Annotated in this window: 19 protein-coding genes; 5 read left to right on the forward strand and 14 right to left on the reverse strand. The window is 63.2% G+C overall.

What is annotated here, in order from left to right; genetic code table 11:
- Positions 1–90 precede the first annotated feature (90 nt).
- Both tkt and gap read left to right on the forward strand, forming a co-directional pair.
- Positions 91–2,184, forward strand: a complete 2,094-nt coding sequence (gene tkt, locus CLU86_RS16220; protein ID WP_099742322.1) for a transketolase — start codon at positions 91–93, stop codon at positions 2,182–2,184.
- Positions 2,185–2,275: 91 nt separating this feature from the next.
- On the forward strand, positions 2,276–3,274 hold the full coding sequence (gene gap, locus CLU86_RS16225) for a type I glyceraldehyde-3-phosphate dehydrogenase (RefSeq protein ID WP_099657013.1): 999 nt from the start codon (positions 2,276–2,278) through the stop codon (positions 3,272–3,274).
- Between the two features lie 334 nt (positions 3,275–3,608).
- Here the strand turns inward: gap and CLU86_RS16230 are convergent, their stop codons facing one another.
- On the reverse strand, positions 3,609–4,619 hold the full coding sequence (locus CLU86_RS16230; RefSeq protein WP_099742323.1) for an aldo/keto reductase: 1,011 nt from the start codon (positions 4,617–4,619) through the stop codon (positions 3,609–3,611).
- Between the two features lie 176 nt (positions 4,620–4,795).
- On the opposite strand from CLU86_RS16230, the gene CLU86_RS16235 reads away from it, so the two are divergent.
- On the forward strand, positions 4,796–6,250 hold the full coding sequence (locus tag CLU86_RS16235) for an ATP-binding protein (protein ID WP_099742324.1): 1,455 nt from the start codon (positions 4,796–4,798) through the stop codon (positions 6,248–6,250).
- Positions 6,251–6,481: 231 nt separating this feature from the next.
- Here CLU86_RS16235 and CLU86_RS16240 read toward each other — a convergent pair whose 3' ends face one another.
- A complete protein-coding gene (locus tag CLU86_RS16240; RefSeq protein ID WP_099742325.1) occupies positions 6,482–7,603 on the reverse strand; it encodes an HPP family protein in 1,122 nt (373 codons plus the stop codon).
- A 218-nt stretch (positions 7,604–7,821) separates the two neighbouring features.
- Here CLU86_RS16240 and CLU86_RS16245 point away from each other — a divergent pair, with 218 nt between their 5' ends.
- A complete protein-coding gene (locus CLU86_RS16245; protein WP_099742326.1) occupies positions 7,822–9,135 on the forward strand; it encodes a flavin-dependent oxidoreductase in 1,314 nt (437 codons plus the stop codon).
- Positions 9,136–9,244: 109 nt separating this feature from the next.
- Here CLU86_RS16245 and CLU86_RS16250 read toward each other — a convergent pair whose 3' ends face one another.
- The 10 genes from CLU86_RS16250 to CLU86_RS16295 form a co-directional block, all read right to left on the reverse strand.
- Positions 9,245–10,207, reverse strand: a complete 963-nt coding sequence (locus CLU86_RS16250; protein ID WP_099657017.1) for a Gfo/Idh/MocA family oxidoreductase — start codon at positions 10,205–10,207, stop codon at positions 9,245–9,247.
- Between the two features lies 1 nt (position 10,208).
- A complete protein-coding gene (locus tag CLU86_RS16255) occupies positions 10,209–11,075 on the reverse strand; it encodes a class III extradiol dioxygenase subunit beta (protein WP_099742327.1) in 867 nt (288 codons plus the stop codon).
- 2 nt (positions 11,076–11,077) lie between these two features.
- Positions 11,078–11,518 (reverse strand): protocatechuate 4,5-dioxygenase subunit alpha, encoded by a 441-nt coding sequence (gene ligA / locus CLU86_RS16260; protein ID WP_099742328.1) that lies wholly within the window; start codon positions 11,516–11,518, stop codon positions 11,078–11,080.
- Between the two features lie 4 nt (positions 11,519–11,522).
- A complete protein-coding gene (locus CLU86_RS16265; RefSeq protein WP_099742329.1) occupies positions 11,523–12,449 on the reverse strand; it encodes an amidohydrolase family protein in 927 nt (308 codons plus the stop codon).
- A gap of 120 nt (positions 12,450–12,569) precedes the next feature.
- Positions 12,570–13,604 carry a tripartite tricarboxylate transporter substrate binding protein gene (locus CLU86_RS16270; protein ID WP_233195059.1) on the reverse strand — a complete coding sequence of 345 codons (1,035 nt, stop codon included), beginning with the start codon at positions 13,602–13,604 and terminating at the stop codon, positions 12,570–12,572.
- 4 nt (positions 13,605–13,608) lie between these two features.
- Positions 13,609–14,637, reverse strand: a complete 1,029-nt coding sequence (locus CLU86_RS16275; RefSeq protein WP_099742330.1) for a tripartite tricarboxylate transporter substrate binding protein — start codon at positions 14,635–14,637, stop codon at positions 13,609–13,611.
- Positions 14,638–14,698: 61 nt separating this feature from the next.
- Positions 14,699–15,382, reverse strand: coding sequence for a 4-carboxy-4-hydroxy-2-oxoadipate aldolase/oxaloacetate decarboxylase (gene ligK / locus CLU86_RS16280; protein WP_099657022.1), 684 nt, complete (start codon positions 15,380–15,382; stop codon positions 14,699–14,701).
- Positions 15,383–15,384: 2 nt separating this feature from the next.
- A complete protein-coding gene (locus CLU86_RS16285) occupies positions 15,385–16,419 on the reverse strand; it encodes an amidohydrolase family protein (RefSeq protein ID WP_099742331.1) in 1,035 nt (344 codons plus the stop codon).
- A gap of 52 nt (positions 16,420–16,471) precedes the next feature.
- On the reverse strand, positions 16,472–17,833 hold the full coding sequence (locus CLU86_RS16290; RefSeq protein ID WP_099742332.1) for an MFS transporter: 1,362 nt from the start codon (positions 17,831–17,833) through the stop codon (positions 16,472–16,474).
- A gap of 54 nt (positions 17,834–17,887) precedes the next feature.
- Entirely contained in the window at positions 17,888–18,577 is a 690-nt protein-coding gene (locus CLU86_RS16295; protein WP_199175138.1) for a substrate-binding domain-containing protein, read from the reverse strand.
- Positions 18,578–18,806: 229 nt separating this feature from the next.
- Between CLU86_RS16295 and CLU86_RS16300 the strand changes: the two genes are divergently transcribed.
- Positions 18,807–19,715, forward strand: a complete 909-nt coding sequence (locus CLU86_RS16300; RefSeq protein ID WP_099742333.1) for a LysR substrate-binding domain-containing protein — start codon at positions 18,807–18,809, stop codon at positions 19,713–19,715.
- Here the strand turns inward: CLU86_RS16300 and CLU86_RS16305 are convergent.
- Both CLU86_RS16305 and CLU86_RS16310 read right to left on the reverse strand, forming a co-directional pair.
- Entirely contained in the window at positions 19,712–20,680 is a 969-nt protein-coding gene (locus CLU86_RS16305) for an AEC family transporter (RefSeq protein ID WP_099742334.1), read from the reverse strand. The two genes, CLU86_RS16300 and CLU86_RS16305, sit on opposite strands and share 4 nt — an antisense overlap.
- A gap of 142 nt (positions 20,681–20,822) precedes the next feature.
- Positions 20,823–21,797, reverse strand: a complete 975-nt coding sequence (locus CLU86_RS16310) for a tripartite tricarboxylate transporter substrate binding protein (RefSeq protein WP_099742335.1) — start codon at positions 21,795–21,797, stop codon at positions 20,823–20,825.
- Between the last annotated feature and the right edge of the window lie 6 nt (positions 21,798–21,803).

Here is a 21,803-nt window from a genome sequence, read left to right on the forward strand (position 1 = left end):
GGTGCGCAGGGCAAGCCGAGCGAAGTGAGCGCTGCGGCCCCGGTAAAATAGGCGGTTTCCCTGATTCCACCCACCTGAACCCCAGACCCCATGGCCAACACCCAGCAATCTCAACAGATGGCAAATGCGATCCGCGCATTGGCCATGGACGCCGTTCAACAAGCCAATTCCGGCCACCCCGGCGCCCCCATGGGCATGGCCGACATGGCCGTGGGCCTGTGGGCTCGCCACCTGCAGCACAACCCCACCAACCCCCACTGGTTTGACCGCGACCGTTTCGTGCTGAGTAACGGCCACGGCTCGATGCTGATTTATTCGCTGCTGCACCTCACGGGCTACGACCTGCCCATGAGCGAGCTCAAGAACTTCCGCCAGCTGCACAGCAAGACCGCAGGCCACCCCGAAGTGGGCGTGACCCCCGGTGTGGAAACCACCACCGGCCCGCTGGGCCAGGGCATCACCAACGCCGTAGGCTTCGCGCTGGCCGAAAAGCTGCTGGCCGCTGAGTTCAACCGTGACGGCCACGCCATCGTCAACCACAACACCTACACCTTCCTGGGCGACGGCTGCCTGATGGAAGGCATCAGCCAGGAAGCGATTTCTCTGGCAGGCGCCTGGAAGCTGAACAAGCTGATCGCTCTGTACGACGACAACGGCATCTCCATCGACGGCCAAGTGGCCCCCTGGTTTGCCGACAACACCGCCCTGCGCTTTGTCTCGGCCGGCTGGAACGTGATTGGCCCCATCGACGGCCACGACGCCGACAAGGTGGCCGACGCCGTTGCCGAAGCCAAGAAGCAAACCGAGCGTCCTTCGCTCATCATCTGCAAGACCCACATCGGCAAGGGCAGCCCCAACCGGGCCAACACCTCCAAGGCCCACGGCGAGCCCCTGGGCGCCGAAGAAATCAAGCTGACCCGCGAAACCCTGGGCTGGACGGCGGAACCCTTCGCCATCCCCGAAGATGTGTACGCAGGCTGGGACGCCAAGGCCAGCGGCCAAAAGGCCGAAGCCGCCTGGAACGACCGCTTTGCCGCCTACAGCAAGGCCTTCCCCGAGCTGGCCGCTGAGTTCACCCGCCGCATGAAGGGCGACCTGCCCGCCCACTTTGCCCAAGTGGCCGTGGACACCGTGGTGGCCGCCCACACCAAGGGCGAAACCGTGGCCAGCCGCAAGGCCAGCCAGATCGCACTGGAAGCCTTCACCGCCGCCCTGCCCGAGCTGCTGGGCGGCTCGGCCGACCTGACCGGCTCCAACCTCACCAACACCAAGAGCACGCCCAACCTGCGCTTTGACCAGCAAGGCGCTGTGGTGCAGACCGAAGTGGCCGAAGGCAAGAAGATCGGTGGCCGCCACATCAACTACGGCGTGCGCGAATTCGGCATGGCCGCCATCATGAACGGCGTGGCACTGCACGGCGGCTTCATCCCCTACGGCGGCACCTTCCTGACCTTCAGCGACTACAGCCGCAACGCCATCCGCATGGCCGCGCTGATGAAGCAGCGCGTGATCCACGTGTTCACCCACGACTCCATCGGCTTGGGTGAAGACGGCCCCACGCACCAGTCCATCGAGCACGTGGCCAGCCTGCGCCTGATCCCCAACCTGGACGTCTGGCGCCCTGCCGACACGGCCGAAACCGCCGTGGCCTGGAGCGTGGCTCTGAGCAACCGCACCAAGCCCACCGTGCTGGCCCTGTCGCGCCAAAACCTGCAACACCTCTCGGCCGTGGCCCCCAAGCGCGTGCTGGGCGACATCAGCCGTGGCGCCTACGTGTTGTCCGAGCCTGCCGACGTGGGCCTTAAGAAGAAGGCCCAGGCCGTCATCATCGCCACCGGCTCTGAAGTGCAGCTGGCCATCAAGGCCCAGCGCCTGCTGGCCGACAAGAAGATCGCCGTGCGCGTGGTCTCCATGCCCAGCACCACGACGTTTGACCGCGAAGACGCCAAGTACAAGAGCAGCGTGCTGCCTGCTGGCGTGCCCCGCGTGGCCGTGGAAATGGGCGTGAGCGACGGCTGGTGGAAATACGGCTGCGCCGCCGTGGTCGGCATCGACACCTACGGCGAATCGGCCCCTGCGCCCGTGCTGTTCAAGCACTTCGGCTTCACCGAAGAAAACGTGGCCGACACGGTGCTGGTCGCCATCGGCGCTGCACGCCTGAAGCCCGCCAAAAAGGCCCGCTGACACTCTTCCTGCCCGCTGCGCCCCGCTGCCAGCGGGCGCGGGGCGGCAGGTTTCTGATTTCGACTTTGCAACCTTGGAGAGACTACTAGCTATGACGATCAAGATTGGTATCAACGGTTTCGGCCGTATCGGCCGCAACGTGCTGCGCTCGGCCATCCAGAACTTCAGCGACATTGAAGTGGTGGGCATCAACGACCTGCTGGAGCCCGACTACCTGGCTTACATGCTGCAGTACGACTCGGTACACGGCCGCTTTGACGGCACCGTGGCTGTCGAGGGCAACACCCTGATCGTCAACGGCAAGAAGATCCGCCTGACGCAAGAGCGCGACCCCGCCAACCTGAAGTGGAACGAAGTCGGCGCCGACATCGTGATCGAATCCACAGGCCTGTTCCTGGACAAGGCCTCGGCCCAGAAGCACATCGATGCGGGCGCCAAGAAGGTGCTGCTGTCGGCCCCCTCCAAGGACGACACCCCCATGTTCGTGTTTGGCGTGAACCACACCAGCTACGCTGGCCAGGCCATCGTGTCCAACGCCTCGTGCACCACCAACTGCCTGGCCCCCGTGGCCATGGTGCTGAACAACAAGTGGGGCATCAAGCGCGGCCTGATGACCACCGTGCACGCAGCCACTGCCACGCAAAAGACCGTGGACGGCCCATCGAACAAAGACTGGCGCGGCGGCCGCGGCATTCTGGAAAACATCATTCCTTCGAGCACTGGCGCTGCCAAGGCCGTGGGCGTGGTGATCCCAGCGCTGAACAAGAAGCTGACCGGCATGTCCTTCCGCGTGCCCACCTCCGACGTGTCGGTGGTGGACTTGACGGTGGAGCTGGACAAGGCCGCCACCTACGAAGAAATCAAGGCCGAAATGAAGGCGCAGTCCGAAGGCGCGCTCAAGGGCGTCTTGGGCTACACTGAAGACAAGGTAGTGGCTACTGACTTCCGTGGCGACACCCGCACCTCCATTTTCGACGCCGACGCAGGCATTGCCCTCGACGGCACGTTCGTGAAGATCGTGAGCTGGTACGACAACGAATGGGGCTATTCGAACAAGTGCCTGGAAATGGTGCGCGTGATTTCCAAGTAATTCATGCCCTGCCGAAGATTTGAGTTGAAGAAGCGATAGAGAAAACTACCACCTTTAAAGCCGGGGCTCCGTCAGGGGCTCCGGCTTTTTTTTGCCTGCGCGGCGAGGGATGCGGAAGGCCCCTCCTGGACATTGCGCCTTAGCCAGCACCTAGGGGCGCGCGGCAAGGCAGGCTGCCAACGCCAGGGGGGTGGTGTACCGCCCATCGCATACGAACGCTCGTTCAACTCAACGGATCAAACCCCAGACCGTTCGGGCTGAGCCTGTCGAAGCCTTGCGCAGCACTTCGACTGCGCTCAGTGAACGGTTTTATCTTTTTGAATGCCTACGGCCCTCAGGCGGCGAAGTTCTCTGTGTCCACTTCACTGGCACTTTGGGCGTTGTAGCGCCCGCCCACCACGGCCTGCGGTGTGTACAGCGCCTGCAGCCGCTCGATCAAGCTGGGCGACAGTTGCACCTGCGCAGCACCCAAATCGTCGTGCAGGTGTTCCACACTGGTCGTGCCCGGGATGGGGATGATGTGCTCGCCCTTGTGCAGCAGCCACGCAATGGCCAGTTGCGCCAACGAGCAGCCCACCTCCTGGGCGATGGCCCGGTAGCCGTCCAGCAGCTTCAGGTTGGCCGCGTAGTTGTCAGGCGCAAAGCGCGGCATGCTGCGGCGAATGTCCTTGGCGTCCAGGGTCGATACGTCCGTCAAATCGCCACACAGGTAGCCACGCGCCACGGGGCTGAAGGCCACAAAGGCCACGCCCAGCTCGCGGCACGCATCGAGCACCGCAATCTCAGGGTTGCGCGTCCACAGCGAGTATTCGGTCTGCAGGGCCGCAATCGGGTGCACGGCATGGGCCCGGCGCAGCGTGGCGGCAGACACCTCTGACAAGCCAATGCTGCGAATCTTGCCCGCACGCACCAAATCGGCCAGCGCGCCCACGCTGTCTTCAATGGGCACGCTCTTGTCCCAGCGGTGCAGGTAGTACAGGTCGATCACATCCGTCTGAAGGCGGCGCAGGCTGTCTTCACAGGTCTGGCGCAACGTGGCGGGGCGGCCATCGATCACACGCACCAGCTTGCCATCACCATTCACATCCACGCCCTGCATGCCGCACTTGCTGGCCAGCGTGAAGCGGTGGCGGTGCGACTTCATCACCCGGCCCACCAGGGTCTCGTTGGCCCCAAAGCCATACAGCGTGGCGGTATCGAACAGCGTCACGCCTGCGTCGAGCGCGGTCAGCAGCACGCGCTCGCCCTGCTCGGCACTCACAGGTGCACCGTAGGCGTGCGAAAGGTTCATGCAGCCCAGGCCGATGGCCGAGACGGAGAAGGGTCCAAGGTTTCTTTGTTGCATGGTGTGAGCTTACGGCAAGTGGGGCAACCCAGCGGGTGGCTCGGGCTTGGGGATAGGTGTGGCGATCACTACTACGGCAATGCGCAAGCCCCGACAAACGACAGCTATTTCCATCCGCACGCATCCGGTGAAAATGAAGGCTGTTTTACCCACAAAGCCGTCTTCGACTCCTCACTATGAACCCAGCCCGCGACAGTGCCCTCATCGACCAACTACGTGCCGAAGCGGCCGAGACGCCTTGGCTGGAGTTCAAGAGCAACAACACCGATCCTGAGATGATCGGCAAGCGCTGCTCGGCCCTCGCAAATTCGGCGCGCATCGAAGGACGAGATATGGCCTACATGGTGTGGGGTATAGAGGACGAGAGCCACGCCATCATCGGCACCGACTTCAACCCCGAAGCCAAAAAGGTGGGCAACCAAGCTCTATCTTTGTGGCTAGCCAACAGCTTGCAACCCAGCATTGCCTTCAACTTTCGGACTGTCGTGCATCCGCAAGGCCGCGTCGTGCTATTAGAAATTCCGGCAGCTACAGGCGCACCGGTGGCATTCAACGCCGTGCCTTACATTCGCATCAGCAGTGCAACGCCTCGGCTTACAGACTACCCAGAACGCTACCAACAACTGATCGAGCGACTGCGACCCTACCGATGGGAGCAGGGCATTGCCCGCCAGTACGCCAGCGGCGACGAGGTGCTTAGCCTGCTCGACTACAGCCAGTATTTCCGACTGACAGGCCAGCCGTTGCCAGACAACCGAGCGGGCATCTTCGACAAGTTGGAGGCAGACCGCCTGATCGTGCGAGACGTGGGCGAGCGCTGGAACATTACCCATCTTGGCGCTATCCTGTTCGCAATGCGTTTGAACGACTTCGAGGCCAGCTTGGCGCGCAAGGCCGTGCGCTTTGTGGCGTACAGCGGCAAGAATCGAGCGAGCCCCGTGGCGCACCGGCTTGACGGGCAGCGGGGCTATGCAGTGGGGTTCGAGGGGTTGATCGACTACGTGAACAACCTGCTCCCCAAAAACGAGCACATTGGTGCCGCCCTGCGGGCAGACCGCCCCTTGTTTCCCAGTATCGCGGTGCGCGAATTAGTGGCCAACGCGCTGATCCATCAGGACATGACCATTACCGGCGCTGGCCCGCAGATCGAGCTGTTCGAAGATCGATTGGAAATTAGCAACCCAGGCGCCACACTGGTGCTACCTGATCGCATGATTGACCTACCTCCACGTTCGCGCAACGAGGCACTTGCCTCGCTGATGCGCCGCATGCGCATGTGCGAAGAACAAGGCAGCGGGCTGGACAAGGTGGTACAGGCCTGCGAGGTATTCCAGTTGCCGGCCCCACTGTTCCGGACGGAGGGCGACGCAACGCAGGCGGTGCTGTACGGGCCACGCAGTTTTGCCGAGATGACCCAGGACGAGCGGATGCGCGCTTGCTATTTCCATGCGGTACTGAAGTTCCTTAGTGGGGACAAGATGAAGAACGCCAGCCTGTGCGTCCGATTGGGCATTGCCACAAAAAACGCAGCCCAAGCGACTGCCGTGATCAATCGAACGCTGGATGCAGGCCTGATCCGGGTGGCAGATCCGGACCACCCAAGAGCAGGCTATGTTCCACATTGGGCGTGAGACTTCTTGATCGGGTTTTGATTTATCAGGGCAGATGAACCACGAAAGAGCAAACAACTTCTTATAAATCAATAACTTACGAAATTTTTGCGGATTATTTTTCTTGATCGAATTTTGATAACTGAACCGCTGCACCCATCGCACAAGCAAGGTTGCACCTGGCAAAAAAGCGTATGGCACCACGCCCCGGCCAGGCAAAAACCGTTGAACGTGCTGCCCATTTCAGAAATCTCAGAGGGCAAGTCGTCGAATGTCGTGGAGGAACTGCACAAAGTTCAACAGGGACGTGTGGTCATCCCCACTAATGCCGTCCGGATCGAAGTGCATCACGTCGTTACGAATCAATCGAACCTTGTCCAGCTCTTTCACAAACACCTTTCGATCAACTCGCAGTCCCGTCTTTTCCCAGTGAGCAGGTGTCTCAAGTAGCTTTATGTACTCACCAAATGTCAGATCCGCTACCGACTCAATTTCGCGCTCCGGATCTGCAGGGTCTTTCACCGTACTAAGCTCCAACGCTGTGAACTTCCCATCGATTAACGTGCGGATATGGTTCTCAATCTCGCCAAGTAGAAGGAACGGCTCGGAGAGCTGTTGAAACTGAAGGCTCAAGTCTGTAGTGGTAACAATGCCGCTGATAGTTCGGTCTGATGCCCGCACAAGAACATAGGAGTGCTCAACAATTGCCGCGATAACCCGGAACAGCGAGTCTGATTCTTGGACCTCTTGGTGTCCAACCATACAGTCACGGACAAACTCACACTTACTGTCTGACAGCGCTAACTTTGGGGCGATGCTTTCCCAACTCACTACCCCCTTGACGTCACGGTCAGTAGTCATCACGGGGAGTTGCGAGAAGTCGTGGCGGAGCATCAACGTTACAGCTTCACGCAGCGTGCAATCGGGAGGCACTGATGTGGGCTTCGTGCTAGCCGCGAGCAATCGGCTAACTCGAAACGCTGGTTCCGCAGCAGCGCCAGCGACAAGAGCGGTGATATCAACGAGCGGCTCCGGTTGTTCTGCCATGACTTCGTCATCTCGCCCCGCAGCGGCAACAGCCTGCCCGTCTCCGGCAAACTCATCCACCGACTTTACGATCGGCTGCGTTACTCCATCTTGCACCGCTACTAGAAACCTAATGCGGGAGTCAATATGGACTCCCTCGAAATCCGGCATGGTCACTAGGTGACATTCTTTGAGGGTTCGCCGAATGCGGTACGTGACCTTATAGCCTCTGCGCTCAGCATTGAACCAACCGATGAACTCTCGTACGGTCAGCGACTCAACGTCCTTCCCTGCGGCTAAGTCTTGGCTAATTGTTTCAAGGCGGCGTTTTCGTTCGACGGTATGCATGGCTCAATTGTGAGCCCTGGGCACTTAGCGCCACTAGCTGAATTACTTAAAGGCGTTTTGATTTTGAAGTTTTACCAAGCTTGTGTCAGATCCGTACCCCGACATGACGAGTCGGACCGAGCAAGCGATACCAACCGTGGGAATCCACTCACTCGCAGCAGCGATCCCCCGCGCCACCCACACCAAGCCCCACCCGCCATTGCATGGACAATCCCCCCATGTCTGGCAACACTCCTTCCCACACTTCTTCCCCCCGCCCCGTGCTGATTGCCGGTGGCGGTATCGGTGGCATGGCCACTGCGCTCACCTTGCACCAGATCGGCGTGCCCTGCATTGTTTTTGAAACGGTGCCAGAGCTGCAGCCGCTGGGCGTGGGCATCAATCTGCAGCCCAACGCCGTTCGCGAGCTGCACGACCTGGGCTTCGGCAACGACGTGCTGGACACCATTGGCCTGCAGGCGCGTGAATGGGCGCTGGTGGGGCGCAATGGGAACGAGGTGTATGCCGAGCCACGCGGGCTGGATGCGGGCTACCACTGGCCACAGTATTCGGTGCACCGGGGGCAGCTGCAGATGATGCTGTTCAACGCCGTGAAAGAGCGCCTGGGAAACGATGCTGTGCAACTGGGGCAACGTGTGGTGGGCTACCGGCAGGATGCGGAGGGCGTGACGGCCATCATCGAGACGCGCGATGGCGAGCGGCGCGAGGTGGCGGGCTCGCTGCTGATTGCGGCCGATGGCCTGCACTCGGCCGTGCGGGCGCAAATGCATCCCACGCAGCCGCCCATCCAGTGGGGTGGCGCCATCATGTGGCGGGGCACCACGCCGGGGGTGCCGGTGCGCACGGGGGCTTCGTTTGTGGGCGTGGGCTCGCTGCGGCACCGCGTGGTGTGCTACCCCATCACGCCACCCGACCCGGCCACGGGCCTGGCCACCATCAACTGGATTGCCGAGATCACGGTGGACAACCAGGGCGGCTGGCAGCAAGGCGACTGGAACCGGCGCGTGGCGCTGGAAGATTTCATTCACCACTTTGACGGCTGGAACTACAGCTGGCTCGACGTGCCCGCCATGCTGCGGGGCGCCAAGGACGTGTTTGAGTACCCCATGATCGACCGCGACCCGGTGCCCACCTGGGTGGACGGCCGCGTGGCGCTGCTGGGCGATGCGGCGCATGTGATGTACCCCGTGGGCTCCAACGGCGCCAGCCAGGCCATTGTGGATGCGCGCGTGCTGGGCGCTCAATTGGTCGCGCATGGCGTGGGCCCGCAGGCGCTGTGCGCCTACGACGACAAGCTGTGCAAGGACATCTCGGCCCTGGTGCTGCGCAACCGGGGTTCTGGCCCGTTTGGGCTGCTGGGGCTGGTGGACGAGCGCTGCGGCGGGGTGTTCGACCACATCGACGACGTGCTGCCACGCGAGGAGCGCGAGGGCTTCATGGCCCGCTACAAGGCGGCGGCGGGCTTTGCAATCGAGACGCTGAATGCGGCACCGCCCACCATTGCGCCGGGGCAACGTGTGGCCGGGGGCTGAAAGAAACCCTGGCAGCGGGGCTGGCGGCATGCAGCCCACCAGCAATTGCTATTAAATTTATAGCTGCTAGCGCTTATTAGATAAGTGCTAGCAGCCTATTTTCTTGAAATCAAGCTGCGTTGAGCTGCTGCTCCAGCTGGTGCAAGACTTGGTAGCAGGCAAACACCCGGCCCACGCTGGCGTTGGGCTCGCGGCCTTCCTTGATGGCGGCGAAGAACTCGCGGTCTTGCAGCTCGATACCGTTCATCGACACATCCACCTGGCTCACGTCGATCTTCTCGTCCTTGCCGTTGTACAGGTCGTCGTAGCGCGCCAGGTACGTGGCTGTGTCGCCGATGTAGCGGAAGTACGTGCCCAGCGGGCCATCGTTGTTGAAGCTCAGGGAGAGCGTGCAGATGGCGCCATTGGCGGCCTTGAGCTGGATGCTCATGTCCATGGCAATGCCCAGCGTGGGGTGGATGGGGCCCTGCATGGCGTTGGCCTGCACGATGGGGCTGTTGGCCTGGTAGGCGAACAGGTCCACGGTGTGGGCAGCGTGGTGCCACAGCAGGTGGTCCGTCCAGCTGCGGGCCTGGCCCAGCGCGTTGGTGTTGGTACGGCGGAAGAAGTAGGTCTGCACATCCATTTGCTGGATGTTGAACTCGCCCTTCTGAATCTTGTGGTGCACAAACTGGTGGCTGGGGTTGAAGCGGCGGGTGTGACCACACATCGCCACCAGGCCCGTCTGCTTTTGCAGGGCCACGACTTCTTCGGCACCCTTCAAGCTATCGGCCAGCGGAATCTCGACCTGCACATGCTTGCCCGCCTTCAGGCAGGCGATGGTCTGCTCGGCGTGCATCTGCGTGGGGGTGCACAGGATGACGGCGTCCACCTCGGGCAGCGCCAGGCTGTCAGCCAGGTCGGTGGTGACGTGGCCAATGCCGTACTTGGCGGCCACCTCACGGGTCTTTTCCAGATCGCGGCTGATCAGCGAGACGACTTCCACGCCGTCGATGTTTTGGATGCCGTCCAGGTGCTTGATACCGAAGGCGCCAGCGCCCGCCAGGGCGACTTTGATGGTTTTGGTGGTCATGTCAGTTGTTCTCCAGAATCAGGTGGCCGACGGCCGTGTTGGATGCGGGCACATGGTAGAAGCGGTGCGCCAGCTTCGGGGGCTTGCCACCGGCTACATCGGCCATGGCGCCGCGGGCGATGAGCCACATCACGAGTTCGATGCCTTCGCTGCCCGCTTCGCGTACATAGTCGATGTGCGGGATGCTGGCGGCGGCCTCAGGGTCGTTGATGAGCTTGTCGAGGAAGTCGTTGTCGAAATCCTTGTTGATGAGCCCCGCACGCGGGCCCTGCAGTTGGTGGCTCATGCCACCCGTGCCCCAGATGTGCACATTGAGGTCTTCGTCGTAGCTCTCCACGGCCTTGCGAATCGCCTGCCCCAGGTTGTAGCAGCGGCGGCCGCTGGGCACGGGGTACTGCACCACGTTGACGGCAAACGGAATCACCGGGCAGGGCCAGGCCCCCGTCTTGGGGTCTTGCTGGCCGCACATCAGCGACAACGGCACGGTGAGGCCATGGTCCACGTCCATCTTGTTGACGATGGTGAGGTCAAAGTCCTGCTGGATGACCGACTGCGCAATGTGCGCGGCCAGGTCCGGGTGGCCCTGCACCACGGGCACGGGGCGTGGGCCCCAGCCTTCGTCGGCGGGCTGAAACTGCGCGGCCGTGCCGATGGCGAACGTGGGAATCATCTCCAGGCTGAAGGCCGTAGCGTGGTCGTTGTAGACCAGAAAAATCACGTCGGGCTTGTTGTCCTTCATCCACTGTTTGGAGAAGTCGTAGCCCGCGAACACGGGCTTCCAGTAGTCTTCTTGTGTCTTGCCCAAGTCGAGTGCGGCGCCAATGGCGGGCACGTGCGATGTGAACACGGAGGCGGTAATTTTGGCCATGGTCAAGTTCCTTTTTTGCCCGCAGCGCCCTGTGGCTGGCGGTGGGCCTGCGCGTCGCCGTCTTCACCGATCACGCGGTTGCCCTCGGCCGAGCGGCCTCCGCCGATCATCATGGCGCGGTATTCGTCTTCGGTCATGCCGGTCATGCTGCCCGCCATTTGCTGAAAGCTCTTGCCATCGGTCGCGCCGATCTTGGCCAGAAAGTAGATGTTGCCGCCCAGGCGGATGCACCAGTTGAGGTCGCGCGCCAGCACGGCCTGCTTTTGCTCTTCGGTCATCGCCCATTCATCGAGGTAGGCGCGTTCGTTGGCCTTGAAGCGCTCGCGGTTCTCGGCCTTCATCAGGCTCATGCAGAACTGGTTGAGCCAGTAGCCTTTGCGGCTTTGCTCGGCATCAAAAATGGTCGTGCCGGGCACGTCCAAATAGGGTTTATCAAGGGACATGGTGTCAGTCTTTCACAGTGACTTCTTCGGGCCAGTACAGGCGCATGGGGTTGTCCACCAGCAGCTTTTGCTGCTGCTCGGTCGTGGGCGCGATGTGCGGGATGAAGTCCACCAGCAGGCCATCGTCGGGCATGTGGTCCTTGAGGTTGGGGTGCGGCCAGTCGGTGCCCCACAGCACGCGATCGGGAAACTCCTCCACCACGCGGCGGGCGAACGGAATCACGTCGGTGTAGGCGTTCTGCTCGCCGTTCAGGGCCTTGGGGCCGGTCACGGAGAGGCGCTCGGGGCAGCTCACCTTGCTCCACACATTGGGGTGCTGGCGCATGAACTTGAGGAACAGCTCAAACTCCGGTCCGTCCACCGGCTTGTTCACATCGGGGCGGCCCATGTGGTCCACCACCACGGTGGTGGGCAGTGCGGTGAAGAAGTCCCACAGCTCGGGCAGGTCGACCGCCTCAAAGTAGATCACCACGTGCCAGCCGAGCTTGTGGATGCGTGCGGCAATTTCCATCAGCTCGTCCTTGGGCGTGAAGTCCACCAGGCGCTTGACGAAGTTAAAGCGCACACCGCGCACACCGGCGTCGTGCATGGCTTGCAATTCATCGTCGGTGACCGAGCGCTTGACGGTGGCCACGCCCCGTGCCTTGCCGCCCGAGTGCACCAGCGCATCGACCATGGCGCGGTTGTCCGCGCCGTGGCAGGTGGCCTGCACCACCACGTTGCGCGCAAAGCCCAGGTGGTCGCGCAGGGCGTACAGCTGGTGCTTGCTCGCATCGCAGGGGGTGTACTTGCGCTCGGGGGCGTAGGGAAACTCCGCGCCGGGGCCGAACACATGGCAGTGGGCGTCCACCGCACCGGCAGGCACCTTGAACTGCGGCTTGGCCGGACCGGCGTACCAGTCGAGCCAGCCTGGGGTTTTTTCAAATTGCATGGATTTGCTCACTTGCTAGGTTTGTTAAAAATCGGGCCGGGCACCACGGCTGCGCACCGTGCGGACGTGCTGCCGCGGGGCTCTGCCATTCCATTCAGGTTCAGGTGGCACGGGCCTTGGTCAATCGGGTTGGATGTTGGCTTCTCGCACCAGCTTTTCATAGCGCTGGCGCTCCGCCTTGATCAGCGCCGCAAACATCTCGCTGCTGCCTGGGATCACTTCGCCCCCCACCTGGGTCATGCGCTCACGCACTTCCTTGGTCTGCAGGGCTTTTTGCACCTCGGCGTGCAGCTTGGTCACCACGGCCTTGGGCGTGGCGGCCGGGGCCACCAGGCCGTACCACACCGAGGCCTCAAAGCCGGGGAAGCCCGACTCCGCCATCGTGGGCGCGTCCGGGAAGATCGCAGACCGGTTGGGGCTGAGCACGGCCAGCACCCGCAGCTTGCCGCTTTTGACATGCGGCTGCACCTCCAGGGCGTTCACCGCAATCAGCGGGACCTGCCCGCCAATCACATCGGTGATGGCAGGCGAGCCGCCACGGTAAGGCACGTGCTGCAACTGGATGCCTGCGGTGCGCTCAAACAGCTCCAGCGCCATGTGGGGCGTGGAGCCATTGCCCGGGGAGGCGAAGGAGATGCTGCCGGGCTTGTCTTTTGCGGCCCGGAGCAAGGCCGCCACGTTGGCATAGGGCGCCTGGGCATTGGCGGCCAGAACCACCGGCACACGCCCGACCAGGGACACGGGGACCAGGTCGCGCTCGGCATCAAACGGTGCAGGCTGGTACAGGGCCATGTTCGCAGCCAACGCATTGGCGGCCATCAGCAAGGTGTGCCCATCGGCCTCTGCCGCAATCACGGATTTGACGGCGATGTTTGTGCCCGCACCGGGCTTGTTTTCCACAATGAAGGGCTGGCCCAGGCTGGCAGAAAGCGCCTGCCCGATGGTGCGGGCCACCGCATCCACCGCGCCCCCGGCGGCATAGCCCACGACCACTTTCACGGGCTTGGCGGGGTAAGCAGCCTGCGCAAAGCCCCAGGTGGGCAGCAGCAGCGCAGCACACAGGGCTGCAGCCTGCACCACGCCACGGCGGGTGCCTTCGGTGTTCCACATGGTCATCGGGTTGTCTCCCATGGCTTCAACGTTGTGTTCAGACACCACATCAGTCCATCTCGATCTTGGCGCGCTGGATGATGGCCTCATGGCGTGCGGATTCGCTCTGGATGTAGGCCTGCAGCTTGGCCCGGTCCAGGGTCAAGGGTTCGTAGCCAAACGAGTCGAACTTCTCTTTGACATCGGGGGTGGAAAGCGCCTCGGCAATGTCTGCACGCACCTTCTCGGCCACGGCCGGTGGCAACCCCTTGGGGCCGGCAATGGCATTCCAGCCACTGACCTCATAGGGTGCTGCGGGGCCACCGGCCTCGGCCACGGTGGGCACATTGGGGTAGGCCGACAAACGGTAGGGCGCTGCCACCGCCACAAAGCGCACCTTGCCCGCGCGGTACAGGGGCCCAGCTGTTCCCGCCGTGCCCAGGGTGAAAGGCAGCTCGCCATTGGCCACCGCCACATACAGCTGGGTGGTTTCCTTGAAGAGCACATGCTCCATCTTGGTTCCGGTGCGCTGCTGTAGCTCCTCAATGCCCAGGTGCACGGGGTTGCCAATGGACCACGAGCCATAGTCGAGCTTGCCGGGGTTGGCCTTGGCATCGGCCACGATGTCAGCCACGGTCTTGTACTTGCTGTTGGTGGGCACCACAAAGAACATATAGCTCTTGAACATGGTGGCCAACACGTCAAAGTCTTTGCCCGCGTCGTAGGGCAGCTTCTTGAACATGTACGGGTAGGCGGCCAGGTGCACGCTGTCGAGCTGGATCAGGTCATGCCCGTCCTTGGCCCCGCGCTTGAAGGCATCGATGGCAATGAAGCCATTGCCGCCCGGCCGGTTTTCCACCACCACCGGCTTGCCCCACTTGCGCGAGAGCTTGTCGGCCAGCAGGCGCGCCACACCGTCGGGCCCACCCCCGACTGGGTAAGGCGAAATGAGCCGCACGGGCTTGGTGGGCCAGGCAGCATCTGCTGCAGCGCCTTGGGCATGCGCCGTGCTGGCGCAGGCCAGGGCCGCGGCCAGCGCCAAGCCGCCCACAAGGGCGCTGCGGCGGGTGGCTAAGGAGTGGTCGGGTTGGGGGTACATGTTCACAGCTTGTCTCCTGGTCTTGGAATCGTCGGTATTGTTTTTGCTGTCTTGAACCGGGTCAGTCGATGTAGCGCAGACCCTTCTTTTCGAGCGGCTCGCGCATCTTGTACATGTCCAGGCCCAGCACGCCGCTGGCCAGTTTGGCGCGCTTTTCGCCTTCAAAGCTTTCGCGCTTTTGCGCGGCTTCCAGTGTTTGCACCGCGCGGGCTGCGGGCACGCAGACCACGCCGTCGTCATCGGCCACGATCACATCGCCGGGCGTGACGAGCATGCCAGCGCACACCACAGGAATGTTCACGGAGCCGATGGTTTCCTTGATGCAGCCTTTGGAAGAGATGCACTTGCTCCACACCGGGAAGTTCATCTCGTTGAGCGTGCGCACATCGCGCACCCCCGCGTCGATGATGAGTGCGCGTGCGCCACGGGCCTGGAACGATGTGGCCAGCAGGTCGCCAAAGTAGCCATCGGTGCATTCAGCGGTGATGGCAGCCACCACGATGTCGCCGGGCTGGATCTGCTCTGCGGCCACATGCATCATCCAATTGTCACCAGGGTGCAGCAGCACCGTGACGGCCGTGCCGCTGACCTGCACACCCGTCTGGATGGGGCGCATGTAGGGCTTGAGCAGGCCCACGCGGCCCATGGCTTCGTGCACGGTGGCTGAGCCCAGGGCGGCCAGGCCATCGGCCGCTGTGCGGTCTGCGCGGGTGATGTTGCGGTAAACAACGCCGAGTTCGTACATGGTCACAGTCCTTTGGCTTGCAGGCGGGAGTTGAGGCGGGAGAACACGCGGCGCACATTGCCTTCGTAGATCTGGTGCTTGTCAGCAGCGCTCAGGATCTTGGAGGCTTCGATGTAGCGCTTGGTGTCGTCGTAGTAGTGGCCGGTGGTGGGGTCGATGCCGCGCACCGCGCCGATCATTTCGCTGGCAAACAGCACGTTCTTCACCGGGATCACGGTGTTGAGCAGGTCGATGCCGGGCTGGTGGTACACGCAGGTGTCAAAGAACACGTTGTTCATCAGGTGCTCATCCAGCAGCGGCTTCTTCATCTCCTGCGCCAGGCCACGGAAACGGCCCCAGTGGTAGGGCACCGCGCCGCCGCCGTGCGGGATCAGGAACTTGAGCGTGGGGAAGTCCTTGAACAGATCGCCCTGGATGAGCTGCATGAAGGCCGTGGTGTCGGCGTTCAGGTAATGCGCGCCGGTGGTGTGGAAGCACGCATTGCAGCTGGTGCTCACGTGGATCATGGCGGGCAAGTCGTACTCCACCATCTTTTCGTAGATGGGGTACCAGTGCTTGTCGGTCAGCGGCGGGCTGGTCCAGTGGCCGCCAGAAGGGTCTGGGTTCAGGTTGATGCCGACGGCACCGTATTCCTTCACGCACTTTTCCAGCTCGGGGATGCAGGTGGCCGGGTCCACCCCGGGCGACTGCGGCAGCATGGCCACAGGCACGAAGTGGTCGGGGAACAGGGTGGAGACGCGATGGCACAGCTCGTTGCAAATGGCAGCCCAGGTGCTGGAGACGTTGAAGTCGCCAATGTGGTGGGCCATGAAACTGGCGCGCGGGCTGAACAGCGTGATGTCGCTGCCGCGTTCTTTCATCAGCTTGAGCTGGTTGGTCTCGATGGACTCGCGCAGCTCATCGTCGCTGATCTTCAGGTCTGCCACTTTGGGCATGGCGGCGGGGTCCTTGATACCGGCGATCTGTGCATTGCGCCAGTTCTCCAGCGCCTTGGGGGCCGTGGTGTAGTGGCCGTGGCAGTCGATGATGAGGCTCATGGGTTTGCTCCTAGGAAATCGAAAATCAGTGACAACAGGGATCGCAGTGCCGTCAGTGGGCTGCCGAGCCCGCCACGGCAGACAAGGGGGCCGCTTGCGTGGGGTAGATCATTTGCTTGGCCCATACCGCAGCAGCCGCGATCAGGCCGGGGATGGCCACCACCGCAAAAATCTGCCCAAAGCCCATGTGGGCCGCCGACAGCTGGGCCACGAGGAACGAGCCCGCAATGCCACCAAAGCGGCCAATGCCCAACATCCAGGCGACGCCGGTAGCGCGGCCACTGGTGGGGTAGAAGGCCGCAGCCAGTGCAGGCATGGAAGACTGGGCCGTGTTCATCAACGTGCCCGCCACAAACACCACCACCACCAGCAGCCCCACATTGCCCAGGGCATGGCCAATGGCATAGATGACCAGTGCGGTGAGCAGGTAACCCAGGGCAATGATGCGGTCGGCGTTGAAGCGGTCCATCAGCCAGCCAAAGAACACCGCGCCCACGCCCCCCAGGGGGAACAGCGCAGACACCAGGGTGGCGGTGTGCGGCTCAATGCCGCCTTCCTTGAACAAGATGGGCATCCAGTTGATGAGCGCATAGAAGATCACCAAACCCATGAAGTAGGTCACCCACAGCAGCAGCGAGCCCCAGCGGTAGCGGGCGGACAGCACCACGCCCAGGCCGCTGGCGCCTTGGGTGGCCTGCGCCTCACCGGCCACAAAGCGCCCCACCTGCGCGGCAGAGGCAGAAATGCGCACCAGAATGGCCCGCACGCGCTCGGTGGCTGCGCCGCGCGCCACCAGGTAGCGGGCCGATTCAGGCAGCAACAGCAACATCAGCACGCCCAGCACCAGGGGTGCCACCCCGCCCAGCTCCAGCACGCTGCGCCAGCCCCACAGGGGAATCATCCACGCTGCCAAGAAGCCACCAAAGGCCGCACCGAGCGGAAAGCCGCAAAACATGGCGTTGGTCAGCAATGCACGGCGGGGCGATGGGCAGTATTCGCTCATCAGCGTCACGGCGTTGGGCATGGCCGCGCCCAGGCCAATGCCGGTGACAAAGCGCAGCACGGTCAACTCGGTCAGCCCCAGTGCAAACGCCGAAGCCAGGCAGGCTGCGCCAAACAGGAAGACGGAACCGGTCAGCAGCCGCTTGCGGCCCAGCTTGTCGGCCAAAGGGCCAGCCACCAAAGCGCCAGCGGCTAGGCCAAACAGTGCAGCGCTCAGCACGGGCGCCAGGGCGGGTTTGCTCACCCCCCACTCGGCCACCAGAGAGGGCGCGATGTAGCCGATGGCGGCGGTGTCAAAGCCGTCCAGCAGCACGACCACAAAACACAGCGCAAAAATCAGCCATTGGTAGGCTGAAAACGGGTGCGCATCAAGAAAAGTCTGGACGTCGGTGTCCTTGCCGTGTGCCTGCATTGCAAATGTCTCTGAGTTGGTTGTGATTTTTTTGAAATGGTGCGGGCCGCTTGCTCAGGCTGGGTCCATGCCCTGGCGGCGCTTGGCATCGGCGGCCTGGGGGGACGCCATGAAGGCCAGCAGGGCCTGCGCTGCCGCAGGTTGGGCAGATGCGGCGCCCACGCCTGCGCAGAAGGTGGTGGTGATCTGGATGGCGGCGGGCAGCGGGCCCACCAGGGTGATGCCGGGCACATGCAGCAGCTCGCTCAGTTGCTGAAAGCCCAGTGCCACCTCGCCGCGCGCCACCAGGGTGCCCACAGGCACGCCCGGCGGGGCCTGCACGATGCGCGGCGCAATCTCTTGGGCAATGCCCCAGCGCTCAAACAGCTGGGCCAGAGCCACCCCGCTGGGGCCGGTGGAATAGCTGATGCTGGGGGCGGCCAGCACCGCTGCGCGCAAGGCGTCTTCAGAGCTAATGTCTGGCACCGGCGCACCGGCCTGCACGGCAACGGCCACACCGGAATGCACCAGATCGACCTTGCTGGGCGCGCTTACATGGCCTGCCGCCACGAGCTTGTCGATGGCATCCGACGCCAGGATCACCACGTCAAAGGGCTCCCCCGCCTGCACGCGCTTGGCAGCGTCCACGCCACCCACGGATTCGATGCCCACGCGGTCGGATGACTGCTGCGCGTACAAGGCCACCAACTCTGCCAGCACCTGGCGGGTGGCCATGGACGAAATGCCTTTGATGTCGATAGTCATGTTGTCTCCTTGAAGGCCCGGGAAAGGCATCCCGTGGCCACCGTGGCGCACACCCAGCGGTGCGCCACATCACCCCTCTACCGGAGGTGAAAACACCCGCATTGTGAACAGGGCTGCCCCGCTGCGACAGCCGCCTGCGGCACTACCAGATATATCATTCTGCAATTGGTGATGCAGAGATATGCAAAATTCTGCTAGTTTGCAGACCCCTTTTGACAAGGCAAAGGCGATGGACCTCAAGCAAATCGAGTACTTCGTGCGGGTGGCCGAGCTGGGCAGCTTCACCCGGGCATCGGTGGTGCTCAACATCGCCCAGCCTGCGCTGAGCCGGCAGGTGCGCCTGCTGGAAGTGGAGCTGCGCCAAAACCTGCTGGTGCGCAATGGCCGGGGCGCCACGCCCACCGAGGCGGGCAAGGTGCTGCTGGAGCACGGGCGGGGCATCCTGCACCAGGTCGAGCGGGCCCGCGAAGAGCTGGGCCGGGTGCGCGGCGCGCTGGCCGGGCGCGTAGCCATTGGTCTGCCCAACAGCGTGGCCCGGGTGATGACGGTGCCCCTGACCCGTGCGTTTCGCCAAGTGCTACCCGAGGCGCGGCTGTCCATAAGCGAAGGCTTGTCGGGAGCCATCCTTGAAGGACTCAACAGCGGGCATCTGGACATCGTGGTGCTCTACAACGGGCAGCCCGCGCGCGACATCGACGTGGAGCACCTGCTGGACGAGGACCTGGTGCTGGTGCGCGCCCGCCCTCCGGGTTTGTCGGAAGACCCGCCTCCCGGCCCCGTGGCCTTGAGCGAGGTGGCCGCGCTGCCGCTGGTCATCCCGTCGCGCCCCAACGCCATCCGCATGCATGTCGAATCCGAAATGGCGCAGATCGGCTGCCGCCCTGAGATCGCGCTGGAGATCGATGGGGTGTCGGCCATCCTGGACCTGGTGGCCGACGGCGCGGGCAGTGCCGTGCTTTCGCGCAATGCATTGCTCAACTCGCCGCGCCCGTCCGCCTACACCGCGCAGGCCATTGGCACACCACCGCTGCGCATTGCGCTGTCGCTGGCCACGAGCTTGCAAAGGCCGTCCACACAGGTGCAAAAGGCGGCGCTGGACCTGGTACGCCAAACTGTGGCGACCGTGTTCAAGGGCTAAGCGCCTGCTGGTGGGCCCTCACACCGGCGCCAGCCCCAGCCACCACAAAACGCACTCAGGGTAAAAAACGAGGCCACAGTGGTCACCAGCAGGGCCGCCGAGCTGATGCCTTCGTGCCCATGGCGCTGCGAAAGAATGGCGTAAATGCCCAGCATGGGCATGGCGCAGCTGAGCAAGGCTGCTGTGCGCAGCTGCGGGTCGTCCACCGGCACCAGCCAGCCCAGCACCAGCAGCATGGCCAGTGGGTGCAACACCAGCTTGCCCACGCTGATTTGCGCCACCGTGCCCAGCGTGCCCTTGATGTGCAGCCCCACGAGGCTGCCACCAATCACAAACAACGACAGCGCCCCGCTGGCCTGCGCAAACAGCTGCACCGTGCGCGACAACGCTGCAGGCAGCGCCACACCGGCCCATGACGCCAGAATGCCCGCCGCAATGCTCAGCACCATCGGGTTGCGCGCCAGCCCTTTGAGGCTTTGCCACAGCACCGCATGCCAGGCACCCTTGCGGCGGTCGCCCAGGTCAGACAAGACCAGCAGCACCGGGATCAACAGCAGGTTCTCCACCACCATGTTCAGCGCCAGGCTGACACTGGCCACCGAGCCCCCCAGTACCAGCAGGGCCACCGGGTACCCCACAAAACCACTGTTGGGGCACCCCATGCCCATGGCCACCATGCTGCTGAAGCTCATGGTCTGGCGCCGCCCCCAGCGCATCCACGCAAAGCCCAACAGCAGCACCAGGCCACACGCCAGCGCGTAGGCCCCCAGGTACTGCAGGTTGAGCACTTCTCTGACAGGGCGCTGCGACAGCGAACTGAACAGCATGGCAGGCAAGGCCAGGTGCATGACAAATTTGCCAAAGACACGCATGTCGGCCTTGGCAAACAAGCCCCAGCGCGTCACGCCATAGCCCAGGGCAATGATCAGGTAGATGGGGCCCGTGATGGACAAAATATCAAGCACGCCAAAGATCCTCCGTTGGCCTGAAGGCACCTGCGGTATGCGGCGCGCGAAAAACGAACCAGGCCATCACGGCCTGGGCCCCACGACATGCATTGACCATGGCAAAGGTTCGATTTGGTGGCTTTTCAAGCGCTCAACCCGCTCATTGGCGGGCAATGCGCGCACGGGCGATGACGTCGCTCCAGCGGCGAATATCGGCAGCCAAGTGCTCCCCCGCCTGGGCGGGTGTGCTGCCCTGCGCATTCAGGTTCAGCTCCAGCAGGCGCTTCTTCACGTCAGGTTGCGCCAGCGCGGCGTTGACTTCGCGCGACAGCCGCTCCACCACGGCAGCAGGGGTTCTGGAGGGCACGGCCAGCCCATTCCAGGAGGTCACATTGAAGGAGGCAAAAGCACCACCGCTTTCACGCACCGTGGGCACCTCGGGCAGTTGCGCCGCACGCTGCGCCCCCAGCACAGCCAAAGGCCGCAGTGCCTTGGCACCAATTTGCGGCATCAAGCCCCCCAGAATGTCCACCATCACGTCCACCTCGCCACCCCGCACAGCGGTGATGACGCCAGGGGTTCCGTTGAACGGCACGATCTGCGCATCCAGCCCGGCGGTGGCTTTGAACAGCTCCGCCGCCAGGTGCTGCGTGGTGCCAATCTGCGGGGTGCCCAGGTTGAGCTTGCCCGGGTGGGCACGGCCATAGGCCAGCAGATCGGCCAGGGTCTTGAAGGCGCTGCCTTCACGCACCACCAGCGCCAGATCAAAAGTGGCCAGCAACGACACTGGCGCAAAGTCCTTGAGGGTATCGAAGGGCAGGGTATGGAACAGCGCCGCACTCACGGCCGTGCCGCTGCTCACCAACAGCAGGGTGTACCCGTCGGGCTCGGCACGGGCCACCAGGTCTCCGGCCACCACGCCGCCCGCGCTGGGCTTGTTCTCGATCACGATGCTTTGCCCCAGCGGGCCCGCCATCTTTTGCGCCACGGTGCGCGCCGTGATGTCTGCCGCACCGCCTGCGGCATTGGGCACCACGATGCGGATCGGACGTGAGGGAAACGGAGCCTGGGCGCGCGCATCCGAAGCCAGCGAAACAGCCAGTGCGGCCAGGCAGGTTCTGCGTGGGATCGTCATGGCGTG

Origin of the sequence: Acidovorax sp. 62 (genome assembly GCF_002754495.1) — a bacterium.
Lineage (GTDB): Bacteria > Pseudomonadota > Gammaproteobacteria > Burkholderiales > Burkholderiaceae_C > Acidovorax.

Coding starts and splice junctions, on each gene's coding strand:
- tkt (WP_099742322.1), top strand. CDS start 91: ATGGCCAACACCCAGCAATCTCAACAGATGGCAAATGCGATCCGCGCA.
- gap (WP_099657013.1), top strand. CDS start 2,276: ATGACGATCAAGATTGGTATCAACGGTTTCGGCCGTATCGGCCGCAAC.
- CLU86_RS16230 (WP_099742323.1), bottom strand. CDS start 4,619: ATGCAACAAAGAAACCTTGGACCCTTCTCCGTCTCGGCCATCGGCCTG.
- CLU86_RS16235 (WP_099742324.1), top strand. CDS start 4,796: ATGAACCCAGCCCGCGACAGTGCCCTCATCGACCAACTACGTGCCGAA.
- CLU86_RS16240 (WP_099742325.1), bottom strand. CDS start 7,603: ATGCATACCGTCGAACGAAAACGCCGCCTTGAAACAATTAGCCAAGAC.
- CLU86_RS16245 (WP_099742326.1), top strand. CDS start 7,822: ATGTCTGGCAACACTCCTTCCCACACTTCTTCCCCCCGCCCCGTGCTG.
- CLU86_RS16250 (WP_099657017.1), bottom strand. CDS start 10,207: ATGACCACCAAAACCATCAAAGTCGCCCTGGCGGGCGCTGGCGCCTTC.
- CLU86_RS16255 (WP_099742327.1), bottom strand. CDS start 11,075: ATGGCCAAAATTACCGCCTCCGTGTTCACATCGCACGTGCCCGCCATT.
- ligA (WP_099742328.1), bottom strand. CDS start 11,518: ATGTCCCTTGATAAACCCTATTTGGACGTGCCCGGCACGACCATTTTT.
- CLU86_RS16265 (WP_099742329.1), bottom strand. CDS start 12,449: ATGCAATTTGAAAAAACCCCAGGCTGGCTCGACTGGTACGCCGGTCCG.
- CLU86_RS16275 (WP_099742330.1), bottom strand. CDS start 14,637: ATGTACCCCCAACCCGACCACTCCTTAGCCACCCGCCGCAGCGCCCTT.
- ligK (WP_099657022.1), bottom strand. CDS start 15,382: ATGTACGAACTCGGCGTTGTTTACCGCAACATCACCCGCGCAGACCGC.
- CLU86_RS16285 (WP_099742331.1), bottom strand. CDS start 16,419: ATGAGCCTCATCATCGACTGCCACGGCCACTACACCACGGCCCCCAAG.
- CLU86_RS16290 (WP_099742332.1), bottom strand. CDS start 17,833: ATGCAGGCACACGGCAAGGACACCGACGTCCAGACTTTTCTTGATGCG.
- CLU86_RS16295 (WP_199175138.1), bottom strand. CDS start 18,577: ATGACTATCGACATCAAAGGCATTTCGTCCATGGCCACCCGCCAGGTG.
- CLU86_RS16300 (WP_099742333.1), top strand. CDS start 18,807: ATGGACCTCAAGCAAATCGAGTACTTCGTGCGGGTGGCCGAGCTGGGC.
- CLU86_RS16310 (WP_099742335.1), bottom strand. CDS start 21,797: ATGACGATCCCACGCAGAACCTGCCTGGCCGCACTGGCTGTTTCGCTG.